23 protein-coding genes are annotated in these 26,113 nt (G+C 53.3%); 17 read left to right on the forward strand and 6 right to left on the reverse strand.

Features of this window, described 5'->3' with window-relative positions; genetic code table 11:
* Positions 1-63: 63 nt before the first annotated feature.
* Complete coding sequence (locus CEK60_RS15480) at positions 64-888, forward strand: acyl-CoA thioesterase (RefSeq protein ID WP_089039787.1); 825 nt, start codon at positions 64-66, stop codon at positions 886-888.
* Between the two features lie 76 nt (positions 889-964).
* On the opposite strand, the gene CEK60_RS15485 is transcribed toward CEK60_RS15480, so the two are convergent.
* Positions 965-2,236, reverse strand: a complete 1,272-nt coding sequence (locus tag CEK60_RS15485; protein ID WP_089039788.1) for a malic enzyme-like NAD(P)-binding protein — start codon at positions 2,234-2,236, stop codon at positions 965-967.
* A gap of 483 nt (positions 2,237-2,719) precedes the next feature.
* A complete protein-coding gene (gene rpmE / locus CEK60_RS15490; RefSeq protein WP_009724828.1) occupies positions 2,720-2,935 on the reverse strand; it encodes a 50S ribosomal protein L31 in 216 nt (71 codons plus the stop codon).
* A 19-nt stretch (positions 2,936-2,954) separates the two neighbouring features.
* Between rpmE and CEK60_RS15495 the strand changes: the two genes are divergently transcribed.
* From CEK60_RS15495 to tatC, 13 genes are all read left to right on the forward strand, one after another.
* Positions 2,955-5,339, forward strand: coding sequence for a primosomal protein N' (locus tag CEK60_RS15495; protein WP_089039789.1), 2,385 nt, complete (start codon positions 2,955-2,957; stop codon positions 5,337-5,339).
* 191 nt (positions 5,340-5,530) lie between these two features.
* The gene (gene argS, locus CEK60_RS15500; RefSeq protein WP_089039790.1) at positions 5,531-7,216 is read left to right on the forward strand and encodes an arginine--tRNA ligase; all 1,686 of its coding nucleotides are present in this window, start codon (positions 5,531-5,533) and stop codon (positions 7,214-7,216) included.
* A gap of 3 nt (positions 7,217-7,219) precedes the next feature.
* On the forward strand, positions 7,220-7,987 hold the full coding sequence (locus tag CEK60_RS15505; RefSeq protein ID WP_089039791.1) for an SPOR domain-containing protein: 768 nt from the start codon (positions 7,220-7,222) through the stop codon (positions 7,985-7,987).
* Between the two features lie 210 nt (positions 7,988-8,197).
* Positions 8,198-8,731 (forward strand): ATP-dependent protease subunit HslV, encoded by a 534-nt coding sequence (gene hslV, locus CEK60_RS15510; protein ID WP_009724832.1) that lies wholly within the window; start codon positions 8,198-8,200, stop codon positions 8,729-8,731.
* 10 nt (positions 8,732-8,741) lie between these two features.
* Positions 8,742-10,064, forward strand: a complete 1,323-nt coding sequence (gene hslU, locus CEK60_RS15515) for an ATP-dependent protease ATPase subunit HslU (protein ID WP_089039792.1) — start codon at positions 8,742-8,744, stop codon at positions 10,062-10,064.
* 118 nt (positions 10,065-10,182) lie between these two features.
* On the forward strand, positions 10,183-10,584 hold the full coding sequence (locus tag CEK60_RS15520; RefSeq protein WP_089039793.1) for a gamma-butyrobetaine hydroxylase-like domain-containing protein: 402 nt from the start codon (positions 10,183-10,185) through the stop codon (positions 10,582-10,584).
* A gap of 121 nt (positions 10,585-10,705) precedes the next feature.
* Positions 10,706-11,461 (forward strand): bifunctional demethylmenaquinone methyltransferase/2-methoxy-6-polyprenyl-1,4-benzoquinol methylase UbiE, encoded by a 756-nt coding sequence (gene ubiE, locus CEK60_RS15525; protein ID WP_089039794.1) that lies wholly within the window; start codon positions 10,706-10,708, stop codon positions 11,459-11,461.
* Positions 11,462-11,483: 22 nt separating this feature from the next.
* Positions 11,484-12,161 (forward strand): ubiquinone biosynthesis accessory factor UbiJ, encoded by a 678-nt coding sequence (locus tag CEK60_RS15530; protein WP_089039795.1) that lies wholly within the window; start codon positions 11,484-11,486, stop codon positions 12,159-12,161.
* The gene (ubiB, locus tag CEK60_RS15535) at positions 12,161-13,783 is read left to right on the forward strand and encodes a ubiquinone biosynthesis regulatory protein kinase UbiB (protein WP_089039796.1); all 1,623 of its coding nucleotides are present in this window, start codon (positions 12,161-12,163) and stop codon (positions 13,781-13,783) included. Before CEK60_RS15530 ends, ubiB begins: the two co-directional genes overlap by 1 nt.
* 96 nt (positions 13,784-13,879) lie before the next feature.
* Positions 13,880-14,236, forward strand: coding sequence for a phosphoribosyl-ATP diphosphatase (locus CEK60_RS15540; RefSeq protein ID WP_038486243.1), 357 nt, complete (start codon positions 13,880-13,882; stop codon positions 14,234-14,236).
* Positions 14,237-14,259: 23 nt separating this feature from the next.
* Positions 14,260-14,544 carry a Sec-independent protein translocase subunit TatA gene (gene tatA / locus CEK60_RS15545; RefSeq protein ID WP_089039797.1) on the forward strand — a complete coding sequence of 95 codons (285 nt, stop codon included), beginning with the start codon at positions 14,260-14,262 and terminating at the stop codon, positions 14,542-14,544.
* 3 nt (positions 14,545-14,547) lie between these two features.
* Entirely contained in the window at positions 14,548-15,096 is a 549-nt protein-coding gene (tatB, locus tag CEK60_RS15550; RefSeq protein WP_089039798.1) for a Sec-independent protein translocase protein TatB, read from the forward strand.
* Entirely contained in the window at positions 15,093-15,875 is a 783-nt protein-coding gene (tatC, locus tag CEK60_RS15555; protein WP_089039799.1) for a twin-arginine translocase subunit TatC, read from the forward strand. Before tatB ends, tatC begins: the two co-directional genes overlap by 4 nt.
* Positions 15,876-16,001: 126 nt before the next feature.
* On the opposite strand, the gene elbB is transcribed toward tatC, so the two are convergent.
* A complete protein-coding gene (gene elbB / locus CEK60_RS15560) occupies positions 16,002-16,661 on the reverse strand; it encodes an isoprenoid biosynthesis glyoxalase ElbB (RefSeq protein ID WP_089039800.1) in 660 nt (219 codons plus the stop codon).
* A 208-nt stretch (positions 16,662-16,869) separates the two neighbouring features.
* Between elbB and hemB the strand changes: the two genes are divergently transcribed.
* Positions 16,870-17,877, forward strand: coding sequence for a porphobilinogen synthase (hemB, locus tag CEK60_RS15565; RefSeq protein WP_089039801.1), 1,008 nt, complete (start codon positions 16,870-16,872; stop codon positions 17,875-17,877).
* A 125-nt stretch (positions 17,878-18,002) separates the two neighbouring features.
* Positions 18,003-20,216 carry a polyphosphate kinase 1 gene (gene ppk1 / locus CEK60_RS15570; protein ID WP_089039802.1) on the forward strand — a complete coding sequence of 738 codons (2,214 nt, stop codon included), beginning with the start codon at positions 18,003-18,005 and terminating at the stop codon, positions 20,214-20,216.
* A gap of 155 nt (positions 20,217-20,371) precedes the next feature.
* Here the strand turns inward: ppk1 and metE are convergent, their stop codons facing one another.
* On the reverse strand, positions 20,372-22,669 hold the full coding sequence (gene metE, locus CEK60_RS15575) for a 5-methyltetrahydropteroyltriglutamate--homocysteine S-methyltransferase (RefSeq protein WP_089039803.1): 2,298 nt from the start codon (positions 22,667-22,669) through the stop codon (positions 20,372-20,374).
* 99 nt (positions 22,670-22,768) lie between these two features.
* Here metE and CEK60_RS15580 point away from each other — a divergent pair, with 99 nt between their 5' ends.
* Positions 22,769-23,707: a LysR family transcriptional regulator gene (locus CEK60_RS15580; RefSeq protein ID WP_089039804.1), complete on the forward strand. Its 939-nt coding sequence runs from the start codon at positions 22,769-22,771 to the stop codon at positions 23,705-23,707.
* Here CEK60_RS15580 and CEK60_RS15585 read toward each other — a convergent pair.
* Both CEK60_RS15585 and CEK60_RS15590 read right to left on the reverse strand, forming a co-directional pair.
* Positions 23,670-25,265: an ATP-binding protein gene (locus tag CEK60_RS15585; protein ID WP_089039805.1), complete on the reverse strand. Its 1,596-nt coding sequence runs from the start codon at positions 25,263-25,265 to the stop codon at positions 23,670-23,672. The genes CEK60_RS15580 and CEK60_RS15585 overlap by 38 nt on opposite strands.
* Positions 25,266-25,283: 18 nt before the next feature.
* The gene (locus tag CEK60_RS15590) at positions 25,284-26,042 is read right to left on the reverse strand and encodes a winged helix-turn-helix domain-containing protein (protein WP_038478158.1); all 759 of its coding nucleotides are present in this window, start codon (positions 26,040-26,042) and stop codon (positions 25,284-25,286) included.
* Positions 26,043-26,113 lie beyond the last annotated feature (71 nt).

Raw genomic sequence — 26,113 nt, forward strand, 5'->3', positions numbered from 1 at the left:
ATAGCCGCAAAGATACCCTGGCAAACATTAGCGGCCAAACGGACAGCACTAAGGATACCGAGAATGAACGATGCGCTGAAGTTACTGGTAAGCTTACTAGAGCTGGAAACACTTGAAGAGACGCTATTTCGTGGCCAAAGCCAAGACCTCGGCTTCCCACAGCTCTACGGCGGCCAGGTATTAGGCCAAGCATTAGCAGCGGCGGCCCGCACCGTGCCCGATGATCGCCGCCCACACTCACAGCATGGCTATTTTCTGCGTCCCGGCGACCCTCACCGCCCCGTCGTCTACCAAGTAGACACGATTCGCGATGGTGGTAGCTTTACTACTCGGCGCGTTACCGCTATTCAAAAAGGGCGCCCGATTTTCTTCTGTAGCGCTTCGTTTCAAAGCGCCGAAGAGAGCATTAGCCACCAGCGCACCATGCCCCACGTGCCTACGCCAGAAGCGTTAATCGAAAGTGGAGATGTAAAGCATGCGCGCTTCCCAGGTCATCCTATCGAGTTTTTGCATTTAAAAGGCAATCCAGACAATGCATCGCCTGCAGGTCAGTGCCTATGGTTTCGCCTAGCGGGCGGAACGCTGCCCGATGATCCAGCCCTGCATCGCCACCTGCTTTCCTACGCATCAGACTTCAACCTACTAACGACCGGACTGGTTCCCCACGGTATCAAGTTCACCGATCCCAAACTGCGCATCGCCAGCCTGGACCATGCCCTGTGGCTACACGAAGATCCCCGTCTGGATGACTGGTTACTCTACGTGATTGACTCTCCCTGGGCTGGCGGTGCCCGCGGTTTAGCGCGCGGTCATATTTACCGACGCGATGGTCGCTTAGTGGCCTCTACCGCTCAAGAAGGACTGGTGCGTTACCCGCAACAGCACTAAAGCGCGCCGGTTCGCAAAAACACCGACGCCCGCTATCAGCGGGCGTCGGAGGATACATCAACGTGCGCTATAAAGTTTACGCACCGTAAACGTCATTAATTGTTTTGAGCGGATAGTGCGCGGGATAAGGCTTACGCGCCACACCTGAGTCTACGGCTGCCTGAGCCACCGCCGAAGAAACTCGCTCAAGCAGGCGAATGTCGACCGGCGTCGGGATAATGTACTCACGCCCAAAGCTCATCTCAGTGCGCTCGTAGGCGTCTAACACTTCTTGGGGTACCGGCTCTCGAGCTAGATCCTTCAGGGCGTGGACAGCAGCCAGCTTCATGGCTTCATTAATGCGTGTCGCCCGAACATCCAAAGCACCTCGGAAAATAAACGGGAAACCCAATACGTTATTTACCTGATTCGGGAAATCCGAACGACCGGTGGCCATGATCACATCAGGACGTGCCTCGCGGGCCACAGCCGGGTGAATTTCCGGATCTGGGTTAGTACAGGCGAAAATAACCGGGTCTGCGGCCATTTTTTTCACTTGCTCGGCAGAAAGCAGCCCTGGGCCTGAAAGACCAATAAACACATCAGCACCGTCGATGGCATCGTCTAGCGTGCGCATATTGGTATGGCGGGCGAATTCAGCTTTATACTCGTTAATGCCATCGCGATCAGCGTGAATAACACCGCGACGATCAAGCATCACCAAATTCTTTTTACTCGCGCCACAAGACACTAGCAAACGCATGCAGGCAATCGCTGCTGCCCCCGCGCCCATGCAGACAATCTTCACATCTTCAATGCGCTTATTGGCAATATCCAGCGCATTAAGCATACCGGCTGCGGTCACAATGGCCGTACCATGCTGATCATCGTGAAATACTGGAATACTGCAGCGATCAATCAAGGCTTTTTCGATTTCAAAGCATTCGGGTGCTTTGATATCTTCCAGGTTAATACCACCCCAGGTATCCGCAATGCGCGCCACCGTATCGATAAACGCCTGAGGGCTTTCAGCATCCACTTCAATATCGACTGAGTTAATGCCTGCAAAGCACTTAAACAGTACGCCCTTACCTTCCATAACCGGCTTACTGGCCAGCGGACCAAGGTTACCAAGACCTAGAATGGCAGTTCCGTCAGAAATGACAGCGACCAGATTCCCTTTACCAGTGTAGCGATACGCGTTTTCCGCCTCACGGGCGATTTCGCGAACCGGCTCAGCAACGCCAGGGCTATACGCCAGCGCCAGATCACGCGCGGTAGCTGTGGGTTTGGTTAACTCCACAGACAGCTTACCGGGGATCGGTTTAGCGTGATAATCCAAAGCCGCTTGCTTATTTGCATCCATCATGGTCAAGGTCCAATCAGCCTAAAGTAGAAAAGTCACTCCAGAATATAGAAAAAACCCATGCGCCTCAAGCACGTAGTAAACTTTGCAGAAAAACAGTTGTTTCAACCCCGTTTCCAACATGTTCGTAACTTTTCAACACCATTTGCTGCAACTTATAAATGAACGCGATAGCCATAAAGGTTTGCTTATTGATGCAATGCGGCATTTATGAAAATAAATTCCACTAAAAATTATAAAAAGCCAATTTTTCCACAGGCCTGTCTGTGCAGAAGCGGCTGTGGACAAGTATCTATTTTAAGCATCTGCTAGAAGCATCCATGGATGCATCATTACTAGGTAGAATAAGCCTTCAAAAGGCCTATCAGGTAAGGAAGGGAAAGGAAAATGGAAAAAGCGTGCCTCTGAGAATAAAAAGCCCACGCCGTAGCGTGGGCTTATATTGCAAACACATTGTGTGTTTGCAGCAGCGCAAATCCGTTAGGATTAGCCTCGCTTAACGGCAGCGCCGAAACGCTTGTTAAAGCGTTCTACACGGCCACCAGTGGTCGCTTGCTTCTGCTTACCAGTGTAGAACGGGTGGCAGTTGGAGCACACGTCCAGAGAGAAGTCCTGACCAGAGGTAGAACCAACCTGGAAGCTTGCACCGCAAGAACAGCTAGCGGTGACCGTGTTGTAATTCGGGTGGATACCTTGTTTCATCTTGAGCCTCATGAGCTGTATGCCGCCACCTGATCCGTTGCCAAGCACCGCATACGGGTTTGAAAAAACTGCTAACCGGTTAACCGCTCCATCCTATAGATTCAGAGCGGCCGCGTATTCTAGCAAACTAAACGCCGGAGGCCAATTGTCCGACTCTGTTTCTAACCAGGCACGCCCTCAAGGCGGGTCCACAGCACCTTTTCAAGTGCTAAAAGTCGCTCTACCATCACCGCTGCGGCGTTTATTTGACTATTTACCAACACGCCAACCACCCGCTTGTGGCTGGCAGATAGGCCTTAGAGTGCGCGTCCCCTTTGGCCGCAGAGAAGTGGTCGGCGTGGTGGCAGAACTTGCCAATGGCAGCGAACTGCCTCACGGGAAGCTACGCGCTATTAGCGAGGTGCTCGATGACGCCCCCCTGCCCAACGACTGGCAGTGGCTATGCCATTTCGCGGCGCGTTATTATCAGCACAGTTTAGGCGACACAATGCAGCTGGCCATGCCCGCTCGGCTGCGCCAGGGCCACCCAATGGGAGGGCGAACGCAGACCCTGTGGCTGCCGCTATCACCTGGGGACGACCTACCGCTTCAGCGAGCACCGAAACAAGCCGAGCTGTATGCCCTGCTGCGTCAGCATCCACATGGGCTGGCTGGTCGAGCCATCACTGCTCATGGTTTCACCCGTGAACAGCTGCTGGCCTTGCAAAAAAAGGGCTTCGCCCGTGCCCAGGAAACCACGCTAACCGCAACACCGTCCGCTGGCGGCAACCTGCTGGCCTCACCATCACTGCCGCTGAACAGAGAGCAGGCCTCGGCACTTGCCGTATTGCATGAAAAGCTCGAAAGCTACCATCCCTGCTTACTTGAAGGCGTGACCGGAAGCGGTAAAACCGAAATCTACCTTCAGCTAATTGAAGCCCTCGCCGCTAAGGGCAAGCAGTCTCTGGTACTGGTGCCTGAAATAGGTCTCACGCCTCAAACCCTGGCGCGCTTTAAGAGCCGCTTTAGGGTACCAGTAGTGGCGCTACACTCAGGGCTTACCGACCTGGAGCGCCTGGATGTATGGGAAGCAGCTGCCAATGGCCGCGCGCTAGTCATTATCGGCACCCGTTCGGCTATTTTTACGCCACTCAAAAACCCAGGCGCCATTATCGTCGACGAAGAGCATGATGGCTCCTATAAACAGCACGACGGGCTTCGCTACCACGCCCGGGATTTAGCCGTTGCCAGGGCTCATTACCACAACATCCCCCTGCTGTTAGGCAGCGCCACGCCTTCTTTTGAGAGTTTGCAGCAAGCGCTTTCCGGCCACTATCGCCATCTGCGCCTCACCCAACGTCCCAGTCGACACCCACCAGCCAAGCTTGAATTGATTGACCTACGTCATCAGCGACGCCAGGGGGGGCTTCTGCCTGGCGCCATCACCGCTATCAAAAACACCTTAGCGTCAGGCAAGCAGGCGCTGGTTTTTATTAACCGACGGGGATTCGCACCAACGCTGGCTTGCCATAGTTGTGGGTGGATCGCCGAATGCGGGCAGTGCGACTCACGCATGACGCTGCACCGCCAGCCTGCCCTTTTGGCCTGCCACCATTGCGATAGTCGGCGCGCGCTACCAGACGCTTGCCCCGAGTGTGGCAGCGCTGACCTACGCGCCCTGGGCAGCGGCACCGAACGAACTGAAGAAACGCTGCAGGGCTTGTTCCCAAACGTCACCGTTCACCGTATTGACCGCGACAGTACGCGTAAAAAAGAGAGTTTTGAGCAGATACTCAAAGAGATCCAGCGAGGCGAGCCATGCTTGCTCGTCGGCACCCAGATGCTGGCGAAAGGTCACCACCTACCCCATGTCACGCTGGTCGTCGTCGTTAATGCCGACGGTGGACTTTACGCTGCTGACTTTCGCGCGTTGGAACACAGCGCGCAGTTGCTGGAGCAGGTCGCCGGTCGCGCAGGGCGTGCCGCTCATCCAGGGCGAGTACTGGTACAAACGCTGCACCCAGATGACCCGCACTTAGGCCAACTTGCGGAGCACGGTTATGGCGCACTCGCCCGCAGCCTCTTGGAAGAGCGCCGCCTCGCTATGCTGCCACCTTTTTGCTTTATGGCATTGCTACGCATTGAAAGCCCTCATGAAGAAGCTGCCACTGCTTTGGGCCAGCAGGCTGCTCAAGCACTTCAACAATGGTTAACAATGGTAAAACTACCGGTGCGCTGCTTAGGCCCCGTTCCAGCTCCCATGGAGCGCCGCCAAAACCGTTATCATGTGCACATCATGCTGGCAGCAGACAAACGTAGCCAGCGCCATACCGCTGCTAACTGGCTGGTACAGTGGTTAGAAGCCAATCGTGAGGCGCGCAAAGTCCGATGGTCAATCGACATTGACCCGCAAACTCTCGCGTAGAGTCTCGCGTAGAGATAGACATATCGTGGGCCATTGGCTCGCCCTGTAACGTAATACGGCTTTGAAACTGCGCGCCAATTGCCGATAATGGCCGCTTTACTACTGCATTTACATTTATATGAATAACTGCATTACCATGAATATGTATTTGCCCATGCGCACGCCGACACCGACGACATCCGGATAGCTAAATGAAAGACACAATTGTTACTTTGCTAGAAGGCGCGATTGACGCGCTTAAGCACCAAGGCGTGCTGCCCGACGATTTACAGCCGACGATTAAAGTTGACCCCACTAAAGATAAAGCGCACGGCGACTACGCCACCAACCTAGCCCTTATGCTGGCGAAGCCCGCAGCAAAGAAGCCGCGCGAGCTAGCCGACCTACTGGTCGCCGCCCTCCCCGCGAGCGATGCAATCCAAAAAACCGAGATTGCTGGCCCCGGCTTTATTAATTTTTTTGCTGCCACGGATGCGGCCGCTCAAATTGTTGCCCAGGTGCTCGATAGCGGCGATGCCTTTGGCCGCAGCCTGATTGGCAAGGGCGAGAAAGTCCAAGTGGAGTTTGTTTCTGCCAACCCGACAGGACCTCTTCATGTTGGCCATGGCCGTGGCGCAGCAATAGGCGACTGTATTTGCCGCCTGTTAGAAGCCACCGGCTACGATGTGACGCGCGAATTTTATTACAACGATGCCGGTGCCCAGATCAAAAATCTGGCGCTTTCTGTTCAAGCTCGCGCCAAGGGCCTTGGGCCAGACGATCCCAGCTGGCCAGAAGACGGCTACCGCGGTGAATACATCGTTGATGTGGCTAATGACTACATGGCGGGCAAAACGGTGGCAGCCGATGACCGTGAAGTCACCGCTAAAGCAGATGCTAATGATCTAGATGCCATTCAGGCCTTCGCTGTCGCTTGGCTACGCCGAGAACAGGATTTAGACCTGAAAGCGTTTGGCGTTGAGTTTGACGTCTACTTCCTTGAGTCATCGCTTTATCAAGACGGCAAAGTAGACGCGACCGTTGAGAAGCTCGTTGCGAATGGCCATACGTACGAAGAAGACGGCGCCATGTGGCTGCGCACCACAGACTTTGGAGATGACAAAGACCGCGTGATGCGCAAACGGGAAGGTGGCTACACCTACTTCTTGCCGGATGTGGCCTACCACCTGAATAAGTGGCAACGCGGCTTTAAAACCGTGATTAATGAGCAAGGTGCTGACCACCACTCCACAGTTACCCGTGTTCGCGCTGGCTTGCAGGCACTAGAGGTCGGCATTCCCAAAGGCTGGCCCGACTACGTTCTGCATCAAATGGTGATGGTGACCCGCTCAGGCGTAGAGGTAAAACTGTCCAAACGTGCTGGCAGCTATGTCACCGTGCGCGACCTGATTGATGAAGTTGGCCGTGATGCTACCCGCTTCTTCCTGGCCGCACGCCGGGCGGACTCGCAGCTTACTTTTGATATCGACTTGGCACGCTCGCAGTCGAACGATAACCCGGTGTATTACATTCAATACGCCCATGCGCGGGTATCCAGCATGCTGCGCAAAGCCGAAGATGCAGACCAGCCATTCAACCACAGCGTCGCTCTAGCTAACCTCGCACTGCTCGATAGCGACCAGGAAAAGGCCGTGCTTAATCGCTTGGCACGCTACCCAGAAGTGGTTGAAAACGCCGCTAAAAATCGTGAGCCCCAGCAGGTTGCTCAGTATCTATTGGATCTTTCGGGTGATTTCCACACCTGCTACAACGCCGTTAAAGTCATGGTCGAAGACGATACCCTGCGCAACACACGCTTAGCTCTTGGCCTAGCAACCAAGCAGGTGCTTCGCAACGGCCTTGATCTTATGGGGGTTAGCGCCCCAGAGGAGATGTAAGCGATGGCCAGCCCAAAAGAGAAGCCCGCCCGCCGAGGCGCAACCTCTCAGCGCAAAGCCAGCAAAAGCTCAGGTGGCGGATTCAAAATTCCTGGCTGGCTTTGGGGGATAGCAGGTTTAGCGGCAGGCTTCTTCCTAGCACAGCATCAACATGGCACAGCTCCTTGGCAAGAGCAGGAAGACACGCCCCAAGCGACTGTCTTGCCTAAGCCTGCTGACAGCGATGAGCGCAGCGCTGCGCGTCAAACAGAAACCGTCGCCGAGCCAGCAATGCCAACGTTTGAGTTCTACACGCTGCTGCCAGACACAGAAGTCATTGCTCCAGGCGTGTCACTGCCATCAACCGTGAACCGCCCCGAGGCAGCAGCACAGCAGGAACAAACGACGGCAAGTAACAACGCGACAACTAACCAAACAACGACAAGCAACGCAAGTGCGCATCAGAACGATGACCCTATTGCTCAGGTTATTGCAGCTAATATGCGCCCTGAAGAGCAAGTGGCCGCTGCCCAGCAAGCGCCTGCCAGCAACACGCCTAACCGCTACATGCTACAGGCCGCGTCGTTTCGGGAGCTAAGCGATGCCGAGCAGTTGCGTGGCCGTCTGCGCAACTTAAGCCTGCTGGCCCAAGTTAGCGAAGTAAAGGCTAATGGCGATACTTGGCACCGTGTTCAAGTAGGCCCTTACGAAGATACTCGTGAGCTTAACCGCGCCCAAGACTTAATGGCCACACAAGGCATTGAGCCACTGCTGATCCAACTGCAGAACTAGTCTAACCACAGACTACGTTAACCAACGGGCTAGGCAGGCTTTCACCGTCATAAGCCCCGTTAAAAAAACAGTTTATCTAACAGCTTTATTTAGCGGGCGGTTGATTTTTTATCAGCCGCCCGCATTTTGTTGTGAATCGCTTTTTATACGGTCTTTTAAAATGGCCGATCAGTCATCGGGAGCATGTGTCTCCCCCAAGGAGTTATCTCCATGACCACTATTGTATCCGTACGCCGCGGTAATCAGGTTGCCCTTGCAGGCGACGGCCAAGTATCACTGGGCAACACCGTAATGAAAGGCAATGCGAGTAAAGTACGCCGCCTGTATCGTGGCAAAGTACTCGCTGGTTTTGCTGGCGGCACCGCCGATGCCTTCACCCTGTTTGAGCGTTTTGAAGCGCAGTTAGAAAAATACCAAGGACACCTCACCAAAGCAGCGGTTGAGTTGGCCAAAGATTGGCGCACCGATCGAGCGCTGCGCCGCCTGGAAGCGCTACTGGCCGTGGCGGACCACAGTGCCTCGCTGATTATTACCGGTAACGGTGATGTGGTTGAGCCTGAACGCGGCATTATTGCTATTGGCTCTGGGGGCAACTTTGCCCAAGCAAGTGCCCGCGCACTATTGGAAAACACTGAGCTTTCTGCTCGTGAAATCACTGAAAAGTCTCTCGAAATCGCCGGCGACATCTGCGTATTTACCAATCACCACGTGACGCTCGAAGAGCTGAACATCAACGACCGTTGAGGCCCTTTTTATGACTCAGATGACACCCCGCGAAATCGTCCACGCCCTGGATCAATACATCATTGGTCAACAAGATGCCAAGCGCGCCGTGGCCATTGCCCTGCGTAACCGCTGGCGTCGCATGCAACTAGACGATGAGTTGCGCCCGGAAGTGACTCCAAAGAATATTCTGATGATTGGCCCTACCGGCGTGGGTAAAACTGAAATTGCTCGCCGTCTCGCCAAGCTAGCCAGAGCGCCCTTCATCAAGGTCGAGGCGACTAAATTTACCGAAGTGGGCTATGTAGGCCGAGACGTTGAGTCGATTATTCGCGACTTGATGGAAGCCGCCATCAAAATGGTGCGTGAATACGCGAAGGAAGAAGTCGGCCATCGCGCTGAAGATGCCGCTGAAGATCGCGTTCTAGATGCACTGCTACCACCACCCCGCGGTCAGGAAGATAAGCCTCGGGAAGATAACGGTACGCGTCAAACCTTCCGCAAAAAGCTTCGGGAAGGTCAGTTGGATGATAAAGAGATCGATATCGAAGTTTCCTCCCACGGGCAAGGCATCGACATAATGACGCCGCCGGGCATGGAGGAAATGACCAACCAGCTACAGAGCCTGTTCTCCAACATGGGCCAACAAAAGCGTGAGCAGCGCCGTGTAACGGTGAAAGAGGCACTGGTTCTGCTGCGCGATGAAGAAGCCGGCAAGCTGGTCAATGAAGAAGAGATCAAAGCCCGCGCCGTCGAAGCCGTTGAGCAGCATGGGATTGTCTTCTTGGATGAGATCGACAAAGTTGCCAAGGGTAGCGGCCAGTCTAGCGGTGGCGAAGTCTCCCGTGAGGGCGTTCAGCGTGACCTGCTGCCGTTAATCGAAGGCTCTACCGTTTCAACCAAATACGGCATGGTCAAAACCGATCATATCCTGTTTATTGCCTCGGGTGCCTTCCACCTATCGCGTCCCTCGGACCTTATTCCAGAGCTACAAGGACGCTTGCCGATCCGTGTTGAGCTGGATGCGCTGACCCCCGGCGATTTCCAGCGGATTCTCACCGAGCCCTCCGCCTCGCTCACCAAGCAGTATCAAGCACTGTTGGCTACCGAAGGGCTGGACATCGAGTTCACTCCAGACGGTATCGAGCGTATTGCCGAGATTTCCTGGCAGGTTAACGAAGGCACCGAGAATATTGGTGCTCGCCGTCTACATACAGTGCTGGAACGGCTGCTCGAAGAAGCCTCATTTAAAGGCGGCGACATGGATAGCCCGCTGGTCATCGATGCCGATTACGTCAATGCCCAACTGGGTGAGCTAGCAGTAGACGAAGACCTATCGCGCTATATTTTGTAAACGCGCAGATACCGGTATAGCCCGCAGCAGATTGTCCGCTATTTACTCACGCATTTGCTAAACGTAAATAGCGGCTCAATCTGCTTTCGCTCAATATCGAAAAGAGGTGACGTTATCCATGAACGCTCCTATCTCGACGAATGCCCCCACCCCAACGCGGGTTCACTACCATAAGCAGGCTCGCGAGCTAGAACTTGGCTACGCCACGGGTGAAAACTTTCGGCTGCCTGTCGAACTTTTACGGGTCTACTCACCTTCAGCCGAAGTGCGTGGCCACGGCGGCGATACTGCCGTGCTGCAAGTGGGTAAAAAAGATGTCGGCCTGCAAAACATTACCCAAGCCGGCAATTACGCTCTGAAATTGCATTTTGACGACGGCCACGACAGCGGCCTTTACAGCTGGAACTATCTTTACGACTTAGCTCAGCACCAAACAGATTATTGGCAAAACTACCTACAACGCCTCGAAGAGGCCGGCGCCTCCCGCGAACCAGCCAGCATCCAATTCAAACAGCTGTGACGCTTCACCTCAGTTGAAGCGCAGACAAGTTGGGGGTGAGAAGGCTACAATGTCGCTAACCATTTATTGCGACGACCTTTTGGTCGACTATTACCGCCTCGAACTCGGGAGCTAGAGCCCCATGAGCCCCACTGAAAAACGCACCACCCATTTTGGTTATCAGGAAGTCGCAGCTGACGAAAAAGCGTCTCGTGTTGCCGATGTCTTTCATTCGGTAGCTACGCGCTATGACATCATGAATGACTTGATGTCCATGGGCATCCATCGCGTCTGGAAACGCCTTGCTATCGAGCGCGCAGGCGTTCGTCCTGGGCACCACGTGCTGGATATTGCTGGCGGCACTGGCGATTTAACGCTCAAATTCTCTCGTCTGGTTGGCCCGCGTGGCAAAGTGGTATTGGCTGACATTAACGCCTCCATGCTCAACGTTGGCCGCGACAAACTGATGGATAATGGCGTCGGAGGCAACGTTGAGTTTGTACAAGCCAACGCCGAGTGCCTGCCATTTCCGGACAACAGTTTTGACTGCATTACGATTGCCTTCGGACTGCGCAACGTCACCGACAAAGACGCTGCGCTGCGCTCTATGACACGCGTGCTAAAGCCCGGCGGACGGTTGCTAGTGCTTGAATTTTCGAAGCCAAATAGCGCGCTGCTGTCGAAAGCCTACGATGAGTACTCCTTCCGCCTGCTGCCTAAAATGGGCGAACTAGTGGCTGGAGACGGTGAGAGTTATCGCTACCTCGCCGAATCTATTCGCATGCATCCCGACCAGGAAACCCTGAAAGGCATGATGGAAACGGCAGGGCTTGATCGGGTTGAATATACCAACCTGACTGGCGGCATCGTTGCCCTTCACCGCGGCATTAAATTATGAACTCACCGACAATGAGGTCAGCATGCTAGTCACCCCGACCCTGTTGCTGGCCGGATGTGAACGCACGTTGAATGCCTTGCTTGCCCGTGATCCGGCTGCGCCTGCGCGCTTGTCTGCGTTAGCAGGGAGTCGACTACTGGTAAGGCTTGAAAAGCCTCACCTTCAGTTGGTGCTGCACTATCACCATGCGGGGATTGATCTGCTGCGTGGCGATGATCTAGACGAAACTGACGTCGACGCCATCGTCGAGCTCACTCCTGAAACGCTCTCTGAGTGGTTAAGTGGTGCCTCCATTGAGCGGTTGATGTTTGATGGCAAGCTTTCTGTGCGTGGCCGTATCCACCTCCTGGAAGCCACCCGCGACCTGCTCTTTGATCTGGATATCGACTGGGAAGGCGAGCTAGCTCGCTGGTTGGGGGATATGCCCGCCCATTCACTGGCCGAAGGTATCCGACGCGCCGCGCGCTGGGGGCTAAGAGCGAAAGATGAGCTGCTGCAAGACGTTTCTGAATACGTATTTGAAGAAGCCCGCATACTCCCTGGCCGCCAACAGCGCGATGTACTCCGCGATCATTTGACCGAGCTAGAGATCGCAACCGACCGCCTGGAAGCCAAGCTCAATCGCCTGCATAAGCGTTTGACACAGTTGACGGCCAGCCAGTCGCCAAACAAGCAGCCACACCTCGAGGAGCCGCACTGATGAGCCTGCGGTTATTGAAGATCTCTTGGATAGTGGCTCGCCATCGCTTAGATACGTTGATACCCGTTGAGCGGCTGCCGTTCTGGCTACGTGCCTTAATGACGCTTTCGCCTCTAAAACTGCTTCCTGTCGGGCAGCGCAGTCGCGGCGAGCGACTGCGCCTGGCCTTGGAAGCGCTAGGGCCGATTTTTATTAAATTTGGCCAAATGCTCTCGACCCGTCGAGACCTATTGCCCGAAGACATCGCCGATGAATTAAAACGGCTACAAGACCAAGTGCCGCCCTTCCCCGGCGAACTAGCCGCTGCACGGGTCGAAAAAGAGCTTGAAATGTCGCTTGTAGAGGCATTTGCCGCCTTTGACCGAGTGCCTTTGGCGTCAGCATCGATTGCCCAGGTGCATGCGGCAACGCTGCATAGCGGCGAAGATGTCGTCGTCAAAATTATTCGCCCCGGCATCGAGCGCATTATGCGTCAGGATATGGCGCTGATGTATCAAATCGCTAAGTTGCTGGGTAAAGTGCCTGACGCAAAACGCTTACGTCCCGTAGAAGTGATTCGTGATTACGAAGCCACCTTATTTGACGAACTTGATCTCTACAAAGAAGCGGCAAACACATCGCAACTTAAGCGTAACTTCAAAGACTCACCGCTGCTGTTTGTACCGACAATCTATTGGTCATACACCCGCCGCCATGTCATGGTCCAGGAGCGCATTCGCGGCGTACCAGTGGCTGATTTAGATACCCTTATTGCGCGTGGAACTAACCTTAAGAAGCTGGCTGAACGCGGCGTAGAAATCTTCTTCACCCAGGTCTTCCGCGATAACTTCTTCCATGCCGATATGCACCCCGGCAATATCTTTGTTAACTGCGATGATCCTGAAGATCCACAGTATATCGCCATCGACTGCGGCATCGTGGGGAGCCTTACTCGAGAAGATCAAGACTACCTAGCGCGCAATCTACTAGCCTTTTTCCATCAAGATTATTACGAAGTAGCAGCGTTACATATTGAGTCCGGCTGGGTGGGCGAAAACACCCGCGCTAACGAGTTCGCAGCCGCTATTCGTACCGTATGCGAGCCCATTCTTGAAAAGCCGCTAAAAGATATTTCGTTTGGGCAGGTGCTGTTAGGACTGTTTCAAACAGCACGACGTTTTAATATGGAAGTACAGCCACAGTTAGTATTGTTGCAAAAAACGCTGCTTAACATCGAAGGGCTGGGTCGTCAGCTTTATCCTGACCTGGATCTGTGGAGCACGGCGAAGCCATATCTAGAAAAGTGGATGAAACAGCGCGCGGGTATCGGCGGCCTTTGGGAGTCGCTCAAACGCCAAGCGCCGGAGCTTTCTCATCAGTTGCCTGAGCTACCCGTGCTAGCGCATCAGGCACTGAGTCGAATGGAGCATGAACACCGCCAGCGTCATCAGCAAGTAACCTCAATTAGTGACGTTCAGCAGCAACTGACGCGCCAGCATAAGCGTCATTACCGACTGCGTATCGGCCTTATTTTGCTTGCTATTGCCCTGGCTTGGCAGCCGCTGAGCAGTTGGGCATCGGCTCAAGAGTGGCCTGTCTTAGCCGCTGCGGGAGTAGGTTTGTTGCTGCTGCTATGGCAATGAAACATTCTGGCAGTAAGATAAAGCGTCTCAGTGTCGCCCTTGGCGAAAGCACTGATCTTTGGCGAAAGCGCTGTGATGATTGATAAAAGGATGCCTATGACTGATTCTACCCAGACGACGCAAGTGCTAGATGCACTCGCGGAGGTCTTAAAGCAGCGTCGACATGCTTGTGCAGAAGATTCTTATGTTGCCTCCTTGCATCATAAGGGTTTGAACAAGATACTCGAAAAAGTCGGCGAAGAGGCGACCGAAACAATTTTGGCTGCTAAAGATGCCGAGCACGGCGGCGAACAGGCGCATCAAGCTGTGATCGCTGAAACCGCCGACCTGTGGTTTCATAGTTTGGTGATGCTGTCGCACCTTGAACTGGACCATCAGCGCGTTTTAGATGAGCTAGCACGGCGGTTTGGTATTTCTGGTCATGACGAAAAAGCGTCCCGCACACAACGTTAACCTGCACTGATGAGGAAATGCATATGTTAGGTGGTATCAGTATTTGGCAGTTGCTGATTGTTCTGGGCATTATCATCCTAATTTTCGGCACCAAGAAACTGCGTAATGTGGGCACCGACTTAGGCGGTGCAGTCAAAGGCTTTAAGAAGGCCATTAACGAAGAAGAGAAAGACGGCGACAAAAAAGATGCTGACCAACCTCAGGCGAAAGTAAGCCACGAAGAGGCTGGTAACACCTACGATGTTCAAGCAGAAGAGAAGCGTGCCGCCGAAGAACGCCCCACAGAACGTAACGAAGAGCGCAAATAACCCATGCTGGATATCGGCTTTCTTGAACTGATGCTGATTGGTATCGTCGGGCTTCTGGTGCTTGGCCCAGAGCGCCTGCCTAGAGCGGCTCGCACAGCAGGCATGTGGATTGGCAAAATCAAGCGTACGGTATCCGGTATGCAGCGCGAAATCAGCGCTCAGTTGGAAGCAGAGGAGTTGCGTCAAAAACTCAACGAGCAACAGAAAAAGCTCGATGACAGTCTCAAAAAAGCCAAGCAGGATGTTGAGAGCATTGCCGACGCCCCCTCTTCTTCCAGCACTTCGACACAAGCGACCCAAAACGAGACCGAGCAGCGGGTTGCCAACGCGAGTGCTCGGCTAGATGATGCCCTGCAAACAGTACGCGAAGACACGCCAGCAGCCTCTTCCTCAACGTCTCATCAACGTGCTACCGATGAACTGCGCGCGGTGAATCCTAGCGGCAAGAGTGAGCCTAGCAATAATGCTAAGCAAGCGGATGTGGAAAATGCCGATATTAAAAAAGCGGATCTTACAAAGGCGGATCTTACAAAGGATAGTAATCACCAATGAGCATGTCTGGCGATTCCCAGGAGCCACGTAAAGACCAAGGCCAAGCGCCTCTTATTGAGCACCTGATTGAACTACGCTCGCGGCTTATGAAAGCGGTCGTGGTTGTATTAGTCGTATTTCTTGGCCTTTATGCCTTTGCTAATGACATCTACAGCTTTGTGGCTGAGCCATTAATGGCACTGTTGCCAGAAGGCTCACAGATGATCGCCACCGAGGTAGCCTCGCCCTTCTTGGCGCCCTTCAAACTAACCCTGGTAGTCGCCGTCTTTATCGCTATCCCCTTCGTACTGCACCAAGCATGGGCGTTTGTAGCACCTGGGCTTTACGATAACGAAAAAGCGCTGGCGATACCCATTCTGGTCTCCAGCATAGCGCTATTTTACGCTGGGGCGGCCTTCGCTTATTACGTGGTTTTTCCGCTGCTCTTTGAGTTTTTCACCCAGACCGGGCCGGAAAACGTGGCGGTAATGACCGATATTAATCAGTATCTGAACTTTGTACTGAAGCTGTTTTTCGCCTTTGGTGTTGCGTTTGAAATCCCCATCGCAACATTTCTGTTGATCCTGTCTGGTGCGACCACGGTCGAAAGCCTTTCAAAAAAGCGCCCCTACATTATTTTAGGCTGCTTTGTGGTGGGCATGCTGCTTACCCCTCCCGACATTATTTCTCAAAGTCTGTTAGCGATACCGATGTACCTACTTTATGAGGTGGGCCTACTGTTTGGCCGGTTGGTACGCCGTAAAGCAAAGGCGGATGACGCTGACGAACAAGAGACCTAAAAGCACTATTAAAGGCGATACACCGCTCAAAAAAAGCCTCTGCCATGGGAACATGACAGAGGCTTTTTGCTCTTCATACGAGAGGCTTTTTGCCCCTCATACGAATAGCCAATTACCTAGAAAATATTAGCCCATCATTTCATCAATGCGGTCTACCAACTTAAAGATACCTGTTGCGGCCTCACTGATACGGGTCGCCAGCATATAAGCAGGCGTCGTTACCACCCGGTGCTCATGATCCACCACAATGTCTTCTACGCCACAGCTGCGGTGCAGGCCACCCATCGCACTAATGGCGCCAGAAACACTCGGATCATGACCAATGGTCACGGCCACCCCTTCGCCAAGTAGGCGCGGGACCAAAACAGGAGAAATACACATCAGGCCAATGGGTTTTGCCTCTTCCTTAAAGCCTACCAGCGCCTCTTTTACGCTCTCAAGTACCTGCATACTGTCGCCCTTGTCGGCAAAATCAGACAGGTTTTTAGCGACACCAAAGCCACCAGGAACAATGACCGCATCAAAGTCGTCGGCATCTAGCTCAGTAATCGGGCTAATATCACCCCGGGCAAGGCGCGCAGACTCCTGCAACACATTGCGCTGCTCACCCTCAACAGGCTCTTGGGTTAAGTGGTTAATCACATGATGCTGAGCGACATCCGGCGCAAAGCAGCGATAGCCAATCCCTAACTGATCAAGGCGCAGCAGCGTTAGCGTTGTTTCATAGATTTCAGAACCATCAAAAACGCCGCAGCCTGCTAATACGATTGCTACCTGTTTGGTCATGCTTATCTCCTTATCGTAGCGCTTATTATCGCTGTTAAATCGTCGCCACTTAGCGTCGCTGAGTGGCTCACTTTAGTCAGTCTATAAAGCCACTACAAGCCAGCTATCACAAGCCTGCTTTCGCTGCAGTGCAGGACTGATATACTCACGTTAGGCCTTTTAAGGCACCTACTATTCGATTGACTATGCGATTGTTTGGAGAAAGCCGTTGAACACCTCTGCTCCCCGTCATTTCCCTGCCACCCGACTTCGCCGTATGCGTCGCGACGATTTCTCCCGTCGCTTAATGCAGGAGTCGACGCTAACACCCAGCGATTTAATTTTGCCGGTTTTTGTACTGGAAGGCGAAAATCAACGCGAAGCAATTGCCTCAATGCCCGGTGTTGAGCGTCTTTCCATCGACCTGTTGATTGAGCAGGCACGTGAGGCCCACGCGCTGGGTATTCCTGCCCTGGCGCTCTTCCCCGTTATCGATACTGAGCAAAAAAGCGAGTTAGCGGAAGAGGCTTACAACGCTAACGGTCTTGTCCAGCGTAGTGTGCGGGCGCTAAAAGAAGCGCTACCAGAGCTTGGCATTATTACCGATGTCGCCCTTGACCCCTATACTAGCCACGGACAGGACGGCATTCTTGATGAGCACGGCTATGTGCAAAATGACCGCACAGTGGATACGCTGCTCAAACAAGCGCTCTCCCACGCCGAAGCAGGCGCCGATGTCGTAGCCCCCTCCGATATGATGGATGGCCGCATCGGCGCCATCCGCCAAGTGTTAGAGCAAGAACACCTGCATAATGTGCGTATTATGGCGTATAGCGCTAAGTATGCCTCTAAGTATTACGGCCCCTTCCGTGATGCAGTCGGGTCTGCCACTAACCTTGGCAAAGCAGATAAACGCACCTATCAGATGGATCCTGCCAATAGCGATGAAGCGCTGCATGAAGTGGCTATGGATATCGCCGAAGGCGCCGATATGGTGATGGTGAAACCCGGTATGCCTTACTTGGATATCGTACGCCGTGTAAAAAGCGAACTCCAAGTACCGACATTTGCTTACCAAGTCAGCGGTGAATACGCCATGCATCGCGCTGCTTTCGATAACGGCTGGCTTGAGGCCGAACCGGTGATTCTTGAGTCACTGATGTGCTTCAAGCGCGCAGGAGCTGATGGAATTTTAACCTATTTTGCGTTAGAAGCAGCACGCTTATTGCAGCGTTAGTTTAGTAGATCAGTCCGTAAAGATGACAAACCAGTGACACTAGTTTGTCATCTTTTCCCGGCATACTCCTATCAACAGCAATTATCACGCTATGATGAGTATGAACCACCACCGGGGGGGCAACCATGGACGATCAATCAGCAGATTCCACGCCAGTATTTTCTAGCGAGTCAACGAACGCTGCAAACGAGACAGTAAGTGGCGAGGGAGAAGCTTTGCCATTGCGCATCAATCGTACCCCCACCGGAGTTCACGCGAAAGAGTCTCATTTGGAGGCGGATCTTGACGATCCGCAGCTCTACTTCAATCGCGAGCTTTCTCATCTGCAATTCAATATCCGGGTGCTTGAACAAGCCCTGGACGATGCGCATCCGCTACTTAACCGGCTGATGTTTCTGCTGATCTTTTCATCCAACATGGATGAGTTTTTTGAGATAAGAGTCGCTGGGCTTAAACACCAAATGGCACTAGGCGACGATACCACCGCCGCTGATGGCCGCTTACCCAAGGCTGTGTTGGCAGAAATTTCGGATATCGCGCATCAGCAAATTGCCCGCCAATATCAAATATTGAACGAAACACTGCTGCCCGCGCTGGAAGCTCAGGGATTACGCTTTCGTCGTCGCGATCAGTGGACCGACGAGCAAAAAGCCTGGGTGAAAGATTTTTTTGATAACGAGATCATGCCGGTCATCAGCCCCATTGGCTTAGATCCTTCCCACCCGTTCCCGCGCTTGGTTAATAAAAGCCTCAACTTCATTGTTGAGCTAGAGGGAAAGGACGCCTTTGGCCGGGCTGGCGGTATGGCAATACTGCCAGCACCCCGCTCACTGCCTCGTTTGATGGCGCTGCCTAAAGCGCTATGTGCAGAAGGCTTCTCCGAGTATATTTTCTTATCGTCGATGATTCACGCACATGCAGAGGAACTCTTCCCCGGCATGCGTGTGCGCGGTTGTTATCAGTTCCGGCTGACCCGCAATGCCGATATGACCGTCGACCCAGAAGAGGTCTCAGACTTGGCCTCAGCGCTACGTGGCGAGCTATTAGCCCGCCGCTATGGCAGCGGTGTTCGCCTTGAAGTCGCTGATAATTGTCCAGATGACTTGATCAGTTTCTTGCTGCGCCAGTTTGAGCTAGAAAGCAGCGATTTATACCGTGTTCAAGGGCCGGTAAATTTGACCCGCATGATGGCGGTTCTCGGCGATGTCGACCGACCAGAGCTACTCTACCGCCCTTACTCACCTAGCGTGCCAAAAGCATTAAAAGGTGGCAGCCTGTTTAGCGCTATTGCCAAAAGCGATATTCTGCTTCACCACCCGTTCCAGTCCTTTTCACCTATCGAAGATTTACTGCGCGAGGCTGCACGCGATCCGGACGTACTGGCAATCAAGCAGACGCTGTACCGTACAGGCGCAGACTCAACGATAGTGAGTGCTCTGGTCGATGCCGCTAGCCAAGGCAAAGAAGTTACCGTTGTTATCGAGCTGCGGGCGCGTTTCGATGAGGCCGACAATCTTCAGTTAGCATCACGCCTGCAAGAAGCCGGCGCCATCGTGATTTACGGCATCATGGCCTATAAAACCCACGCCAAAATGCTGCATATCGTGCGACGTGAGAAGGGCGAGCTGCGCCACTACGCACATTTAGGTACCGGCAACTACCACTCTAAAACCGCCAAACTATATACCGATTACAGCTTGCTGACTGCCAATACAGCGCTATGCGCGGACGTGCATAAGGTGTTCCAGCAGCTTTCTGGCATGGGCCGCGCGCGCAAGATCGATACCCTGCTCCACGCCCCCTTTACGCTTCACGAGCGCTTAGTCGAAATGATTGACCGTGAAGCTCAGGTGGCGCTTAAAGGTAAGCGTGGGCATATCATTATTAAGTGCAATTCGTTAACAGAGCCCAAGCTTATCAAAGCGCTTTATCGCGCCTCGCAAGCAGGCGTAGAGTGCGACCTAATCATTCGCGGCATGTGCTGTTTGAAACCCGGTATCGAGGGTGTTTCAGAGAATATCCGCGTGCGGTCGATTATTGGGCGCTTTTTAGAACATACCCGTGTTTTCCACTTCCACAATGACGGCAAGCCAGAAACGTGGTGTTCAAGCGCTGATTTTATGTCACGCAATATGTTCCATCGCGTAGAAACCTGTTTCCCACTATTGGATAAAAAGCTGGCCACCCGAGTACGTAAAGACTTGGAAACCTACCTGGTCGATAACTGCCAAAGCTGGCTACTACAAAGCGACGGCAGCTATCAGCTGCAGAGCCCTGGCAATGGCGACCCGATCAGCGCCCAGGAAACACTGCTCTATGCCTACGCCTCTAAAAGCTAGCTATCACCGCTAGAGAAATAATAAGCCCCGCTGCCTGTTGCAGCGGGGCTTAAATGATAAGTAGCTGTGTTCAGAACTACCTATATTTAGAACTACCTATGTTCAGAATTAACTTTTACCACCCCTACTTACTTATCTAGCGGGTGATCAGCTAATTACGCATAACGCTGACGTAGTTGATTGGCCGCTTCCACCATATTCGCCAATGCAGGCTCTACTTCTGCCCAACCACGGGTTTTTAGACCACAGTCTGGGTTCACCCACAGCCGCTCGGCAGGGATTTTCTCCAGCGCTTTTTCCATCAGCGCCACCATCCACGCAACATCCGGAATATTAGGCGTGTGGATATCATAAACCCCTGGCCCAATTTCGTTCGGGTATGCAAAATCCTGGAAAGCGTCCAGCAACTCCATATCGGAACGCGACGTTTCAATAGTAATCACATCCGCGTCTAGTGCAGCGATGGCACCAATGATGTCGTTGAACTCCGAATAGCACATGTGGGTATGAATTTGGGTGCTATCCTTAACGCCAGCAGCGCTTAGCTGGAAGCTTTCTACCGCCCAATCTAAATAGGACTGCCACTCGTGCTGGCGCAGCGGTAAGCCTTCACGTAGCGCGGGCTCATCAATTTGAATGATCCGAATACCGGCTTTTTCCAAATCTAATACTTCGTCACGCAGCGCCAGGGCGATCTGGCGGCAGGTGGTTGCGCGGGGTTGATCATCACGCACAAACGACCACAGCAAAATCGTCACAGGCCCTGTCAGCATGCCTTTCATGGGCTTATCCGTGAGCGATTGGGCATATTCGCTCCACTTCACTGTCATTGGCTCTGGGCGGGTGACATCACCAAAAATAATCGGCGGTTTCACACAACGAGAGCCATAACTTTGTACCCAGCCAAAGCGCGTAAAGGCAAAGCCTTCTAACTGCTCACCAAAGTACTCCACCATGTCATTACGTTCAGCCTCACCATGGACAGGCACATCAAGCCCTAGTGCTTGCTGGCGCTCTACGACGAAGGCAATTTCTTCTCGCATGCGGGCTTCATAATCCGTTTGGCTCAGTTCACCGGCTTTAAATGCCCGACGAGCAGCGCGTATCTCACCTGTTTGCGGAAAAGAGCCAATGGTGGTGGTGGGAAACAGCGGTAACGCAAGCGCTCTGCGCTGCGCTGCTGCTCGGGCAGCGTAAGGTGATTGGCGTTGGCTATCTTGAGCCGTTATTGCTGCTAGACGTGAGCTGACAGCAGGCTGATGAATTCGGGTTGATTCACGACGCTTATCCAAAGCATACGTTGCTTCGCTCACCCGCTGTTCATCGACAGGCGTTGTGCGATTATCAATGAGCCGAGCGAGGGTCACCACCTCATCCAGTTTTTGCCGGGCAAATGCTAACCAGCCGACCAGCTCGCTCTCTAGCTCGGTTTCTTGGGATAAGTCTACCGGCACGTGCAGCAACGAGCAGCTGGGCGCCAGCCATAACCGCTGCCCTAAACGCACTTTTAAGGGCAGCAAACGCTCACGTAGGGCTGCCAAATCAGCACGCCAGATATTACGGCCATCGACTAAGCCAATTGAGAGCACTTGATGAGGGCTTAAACGATCAATCACGCTCTCTACCTGGCCCGGCGCACGCACAGCATCAATATGCAACCCAGCCACTGGCAGGCGAGTGGTTAGCGAAAGGTTATCACCCAGCGCACCAAAGTAACTGGCAACGAGTAGCTTCAGCGGCGCCGACTGCAGGCGATGATAGGCGCGCTCATACGCTTGCTGCCACGCCAACGGCAAGTCTTGCACCAGAGCAGGCTCGTCAAGCTGCACCCACTCAATACCTTGAGTGGCTAAGCGTGCCAGAATTTCGCTATACACATCCAGTACGCTGTCTAACAGGCTCAGCCGGTCAAACTCACTACCTTTAGTCTTACCCAGCCATAGCCAAGTAAGCGGGCCGGTTAGCGTAACTTTCGGCGTAAAGCCCGCCTGTAAAGCTTCATCTACTTCATTAAATAAGCGGTCAGACGCTAGCGTAAACGTCTGCCCCTCATGCAGCTCAGGTACTAAGTAGTGGTAGTTGGTATCAAAGTACTTGGTCATTTCGCAAGCAGCTGCGGGTGTCCCGCTAGGGGCGCGGCCACGGGCCATGCGAAACGCGGTATCCAAATCAACGTTGCCTGCGCTAACTTCGTGCTGGGCATTAAAACGCGCGGGCACCGCTCCCAGCATGACGGAAACATTAAGTACCTGGTCGTAAAATGCAAAATCGCCAACACTGATAAAGTCGAGGCCCGCGTTTTGTTGGGTCTGCCAATGAGAAAGCCTGAGCGCCTGACCTGTTGCTTCAAGGTCTCCCCGTGAGATGTCTCCTTTCCAATAGGCTTCGGTGGCTTTTTTAAGTTCGCGCTGAGCGCCAATTCGGGGATAGCCGAGAATATGAGAAACTGTCATGATGAAACCTTTCAACGTGAATGATTTCGCACAGTCTGCTCACCCCACAAAGATGAATCAAACTAAAGTTTTTAATATTAATCATGAAAAACACTCACAATGATTGAATTACGCCACCTGCGCACGCTGCTTGCCCTCCGGGAAACCGGTTCTTTAGTGGAGGCTGCTGAGCGGGTTCACCTAACGCAGTCGGCACTTTCCCATCAGCTAAAAGACTTGGAAGGTCGCGTTGACAGCGCGCTGTTTGTACGTAAAACGCGCCCAGTAGAATTCACTCGGGCGGGTCTTCGCCTATTGGCCCTGGCGGATGAGATTTTGCCTGAGGTGCGTAAAGCTGAGCGCGACTTAGCTCGCTTAGCAGGTACCGAACAGGGGCGATTACACATGGCGATCGAGTGCCACAGCTGTTTCCAGTGGCTGATGCCAACGGTGGATTATTTTCGCGACCATTGGCCAGAGGTGGAAATCGATATCCCCAGCGGTCACCACTTCGACCCACTCCCTGCCCTTGCTAGAGAGCAGTTAGACTTGGTAATTACCGCTGACCCTCAGCCACTGGAAGGGGTTCACTACGTACCGCTGTTTCGTTATGAGGGACTGCTGGCGGTTGCTCGACAGCATGCCTTTGCCGGCCAGCCATTTATCGAACCACAAGCGTTAGCCGAGGAGACGCTAATCACCTACCCAGTCGAACACTCCCGGCTAGATGTGTTTACCCAGTTTTTATCTCCCGCCAATGTACGACCACAGGAAATTCGCACCGCAGAGCTGACCATCATGATGATGCAGCTTGTTGCCAGCGGTAGAGGCGTCTGCGCGCTACCCAACTGGGCGCTCACCGAGTATTTAGAGCGGGATTACGTTAGCGCCGTAAAACTGGGCGAGAACGGCATTTGGAGCACACTTTATGCTGCCATTCGGGAGGAAAATATAGAAGCGCCTTGGATGCAGGATTTTTTGCGCACCGCTAAAGAGACGTCATTTGCGGTGCTGTCAGGTATTAAACCGGCAACTCGCGACGAGGAATCAGCAACGTAAAGCGCGCGCCGCCCAGTGTAGGGCTGGTATCAACAGTGACGCTACCGCCATGGCCTGCGATAATTTTTTGCACAATGGATAAACCTAGCCCGTAGCCCCCAGAGCTGCGGGCTCGACTGTCGTCAAGTCTGGCAAACGGCTTAAAGATATCGCTACGCGCTTCGGGTGGTATGCCGGGCCCATCATCCTCAATATCAATACGTACAAGGTGAGGCTCATCCCATAGGCGAATCACTACTTGCGACTTGCCATAGCGACAGGCATTGCTGACAAGGTTCTGCAACGCTCGTTGTAAATAGCGAGGTTCGGCGTACAACTCAACTTCAGCACTACCATCCAGCGTTAACGATAGGCTTTGGTGCAACGGTGACAGCGTATCGATGACTCGCTCAGCCATTGCCCGACACTCAACCAACGCCATTTCTAATTCAACGCCATTGTTCGACTCCCCCCCCAGGCGAGCATAGGTGAGAATTTCGTCTACCAATTCGTCTAGTTCGGCAATATCAGCATCAATCCCCTGAAGCTGACGGCGAATCGCAGGTTGGTCGGTCATATCTTCGACCATTTGCACCGCAAACCGTATACGGGCCACCGGCGTGCGTAATTCATGAGAGACCGCACGAATCATCTCTTGCTGGCCTCTTAACAAGCTCTGAACTTGATTCGCCATCCCATTGAATGCCATGCCCAAGCGGCCTAAAAAGTCTCCGCTTTCCACTTTCACCCGGGTTTCTAAGCGCCCGCTAGCGATTCTAGTCGCAGCAAGCTCTAACCGCGCCATACGCGATTCAATGCTGCGCATAATTAAGTAAATAATCAGGCTAAGCACCACCATCAAGCCTACCAACAAAGGTAAGTGCAAATTGACCGGCAGCGTATCACCACGAGAGGTCGGCCCCGCTTGCAACCACTGATTATCACCAGGCACCCGGTAAAGCAGCATCAGCGAGAGCTTATCCGACACCAGCCGCGTCAGCACGCCTCCCTGAGCGAGTTGAAACTGCTGTTCTGGAGTAAGGTCTGAGGGCGGCGTTGAAAGCAGGACAAGTGGCCAGCCACCCGCGTCTAGCGAAGCGATGGCGTCGGCCCTCGCCTCATGCGGCATGCTAGCAAGCCACTCTCCGAGCAGTATCATGCTGCCCTGCCACTGGCGCTCGCTCCAGGCGGCAAACGTTGCTTCCAGCATCCACTCATCGTTAGGTATACGTTGCCGTAACCGCCAGGGCTCTTCAGCAACTAATACCGTGCCTCGCTCGACGCGAGCTTGTTCAAAGTAGTTAAGTCCCACACTCTCAATACGCTTAAGTGAGAGCTGCATACCCAGCCGTTCCGAAAAGCGGGCAAGCATGGTTTCTCTTTCAGCCACCGGACTTGACGCTAACTGCTGCGTCATTAACGACATCGGCAATGCGGCGAGCTGTTCACGATAATCTTCTCGACGAATCTGCTCGATAAAAGAACGCCCGCCCAATGCAATAAAAAATACCACGCATAGTGCTAACCCCAGCAGAAGATAAAACCTTAAAAAAGAACCGTGGCCCAGCACTCGCCGCATGCGGTTAACCTCTGTTAGTTAACTGTCTTTGACAAAAAGATAGCCTTTGCTCCGCACTGTTTTGATCCGGTGCGGTTGGTTAGGGTCGTCGCCTACTTTGGGACGAATACGTGAAACCCGCACGTCAATTGAACGATCCTGCCCATCGTATTTAATGCCACGCAGCTCATTGAAAATTTCTTCTCGGGTTAATACACGCCCTGCGTTGCTTGCCAACAGCCACAGCAGATCAAACTCCGCGCTGGTAAGATCAATACGCTCGCCGGAAAGCCAGGCTTCACGCGTTGCGTTATCTATCTCTAGATTTTCAAAGCGCAGGCGCATCTCACCACCCGGCGCTGGTGCATCGGCACGACGCAGTAACGCACGCATACGCGCTAGGAGTACACGGGGTTGAACCGGTTTTGGCACATAGTCATCGGCCCCCATTTCCAAACCCAGCACCTGGTCAAGATCATCCGTGCGGGCCGTTAACATCATGATAGGACCAGCAAAGTTGGGCCTAACACGACGGCAGATAGCCAAACCATCCTCTCCCGGTAACATTAAGTCCAAAATTACCAAGTCAGGCTGAAGTGTTAAAATACGATCCACGCCTTTTGCACCATCCGCCTCTAGCGTCACTTGAAAGCCATTTGCCTCCAGATATTCGCGGGTCAGCTCTGCCAAGCGCTGGTCATCTTCAATAATCAACACGTGATCTTGATCGGGATAGCCAAGCGTGGCGGCGTCTTGAGCCCCAAGCGCCTGAAATTGCTGTTCCAAGTGGTCTACCATCCTTTATATTCACTCCGCTTAGGCAGTTTGTGTTATCACCCGCTCACCCTATGTAACCGCAGGTTGCAATA

Origin of the sequence: Halomonas sp. N3-2A, from assembly GCF_002216165.1 — a bacterium.
Taxonomy (GTDB): domain Bacteria; phylum Pseudomonadota; class Gammaproteobacteria; order Pseudomonadales; family Halomonadaceae; genus Vreelandella.

Coding starts and splice junctions, on each gene's coding strand:
- CEK60_RS15540 (WP_038486243.1), top strand. CDS start 13,880: ATGACTGATTCTACCCAGACGACGCAAGTGCTAGATGCACTCGCGGAG.
- CEK60_RS15520 (WP_089039793.1), top strand. CDS start 10,183: ATGAACGCTCCTATCTCGACGAATGCCCCCACCCCAACGCGGGTTCAC.
- CEK60_RS15580 (WP_089039804.1), top strand. CDS start 22,769: ATGATTGAATTACGCCACCTGCGCACGCTGCTTGCCCTCCGGGAAACC.
- argS (WP_089039790.1), top strand. CDS start 5,531: ATGAAAGACACAATTGTTACTTTGCTAGAAGGCGCGATTGACGCGCTT.
- tatC (WP_089039799.1), top strand. CDS start 15,093: ATGAGCATGTCTGGCGATTCCCAGGAGCCACGTAAAGACCAAGGCCAA.
- hslU (WP_089039792.1), top strand. CDS start 8,742: ATGACTCAGATGACACCCCGCGAAATCGTCCACGCCCTGGATCAATAC.
- CEK60_RS15480 (WP_089039787.1), top strand. CDS start 64: ATGAACGATGCGCTGAAGTTACTGGTAAGCTTACTAGAGCTGGAAACA.
- tatB (WP_089039798.1), top strand. CDS start 14,548: ATGCTGGATATCGGCTTTCTTGAACTGATGCTGATTGGTATCGTCGGG.
- tatA (WP_089039797.1), top strand. CDS start 14,260: ATGTTAGGTGGTATCAGTATTTGGCAGTTGCTGATTGTTCTGGGCATT.
- ubiB (WP_089039796.1), top strand. CDS start 12,161: ATGAGCCTGCGGTTATTGAAGATCTCTTGGATAGTGGCTCGCCATCGC.
- CEK60_RS15590 (WP_038478158.1), bottom strand. CDS start 26,042: ATGGTAGACCACTTGGAACAGCAATTTCAGGCGCTTGGGGCTCAAGAC.
- elbB (WP_089039800.1), bottom strand. CDS start 16,661: ATGACCAAACAGGTAGCAATCGTATTAGCAGGCTGCGGCGTTTTTGAT.
- CEK60_RS15495 (WP_089039789.1), top strand. CDS start 2,955: ATGCCGCCACCTGATCCGTTGCCAAGCACCGCATACGGGTTTGAAAAA.
- metE (WP_089039803.1), bottom strand. CDS start 22,669: ATGACAGTTTCTCATATTCTCGGCTATCCCCGAATTGGCGCTCAGCGC.
- CEK60_RS15485 (WP_089039788.1), bottom strand. CDS start 2,236: ATGATGGATGCAAATAAGCAAGCGGCTTTGGATTATCACGCTAAACCG.
- hslV (WP_009724832.1), top strand. CDS start 8,198: ATGACCACTATTGTATCCGTACGCCGCGGTAATCAGGTTGCCCTTGCA.
- CEK60_RS15585 (WP_089039805.1), bottom strand. CDS start 25,265: ATGCGGCGAGTGCTGGGCCACGGTTCTTTTTTAAGGTTTTATCTTCTG.
- ubiE (WP_089039794.1), top strand. CDS start 10,706: ATGAGCCCCACTGAAAAACGCACCACCCATTTTGGTTATCAGGAAGTC.
- ppk1 (WP_089039802.1), top strand. CDS start 18,003: ATGGACGATCAATCAGCAGATTCCACGCCAGTATTTTCTAGCGAGTCA.
- rpmE (WP_009724828.1), bottom strand. CDS start 2,935: ATGAAACAAGGTATCCACCCGAATTACAACACGGTCACCGCTAGCTGT.
- CEK60_RS15505 (WP_089039791.1), top strand. CDS start 7,220: ATGGCCAGCCCAAAAGAGAAGCCCGCCCGCCGAGGCGCAACCTCTCAG.
- CEK60_RS15530 (WP_089039795.1), top strand. CDS start 11,484: ATGCTAGTCACCCCGACCCTGTTGCTGGCCGGATGTGAACGCACGTTG.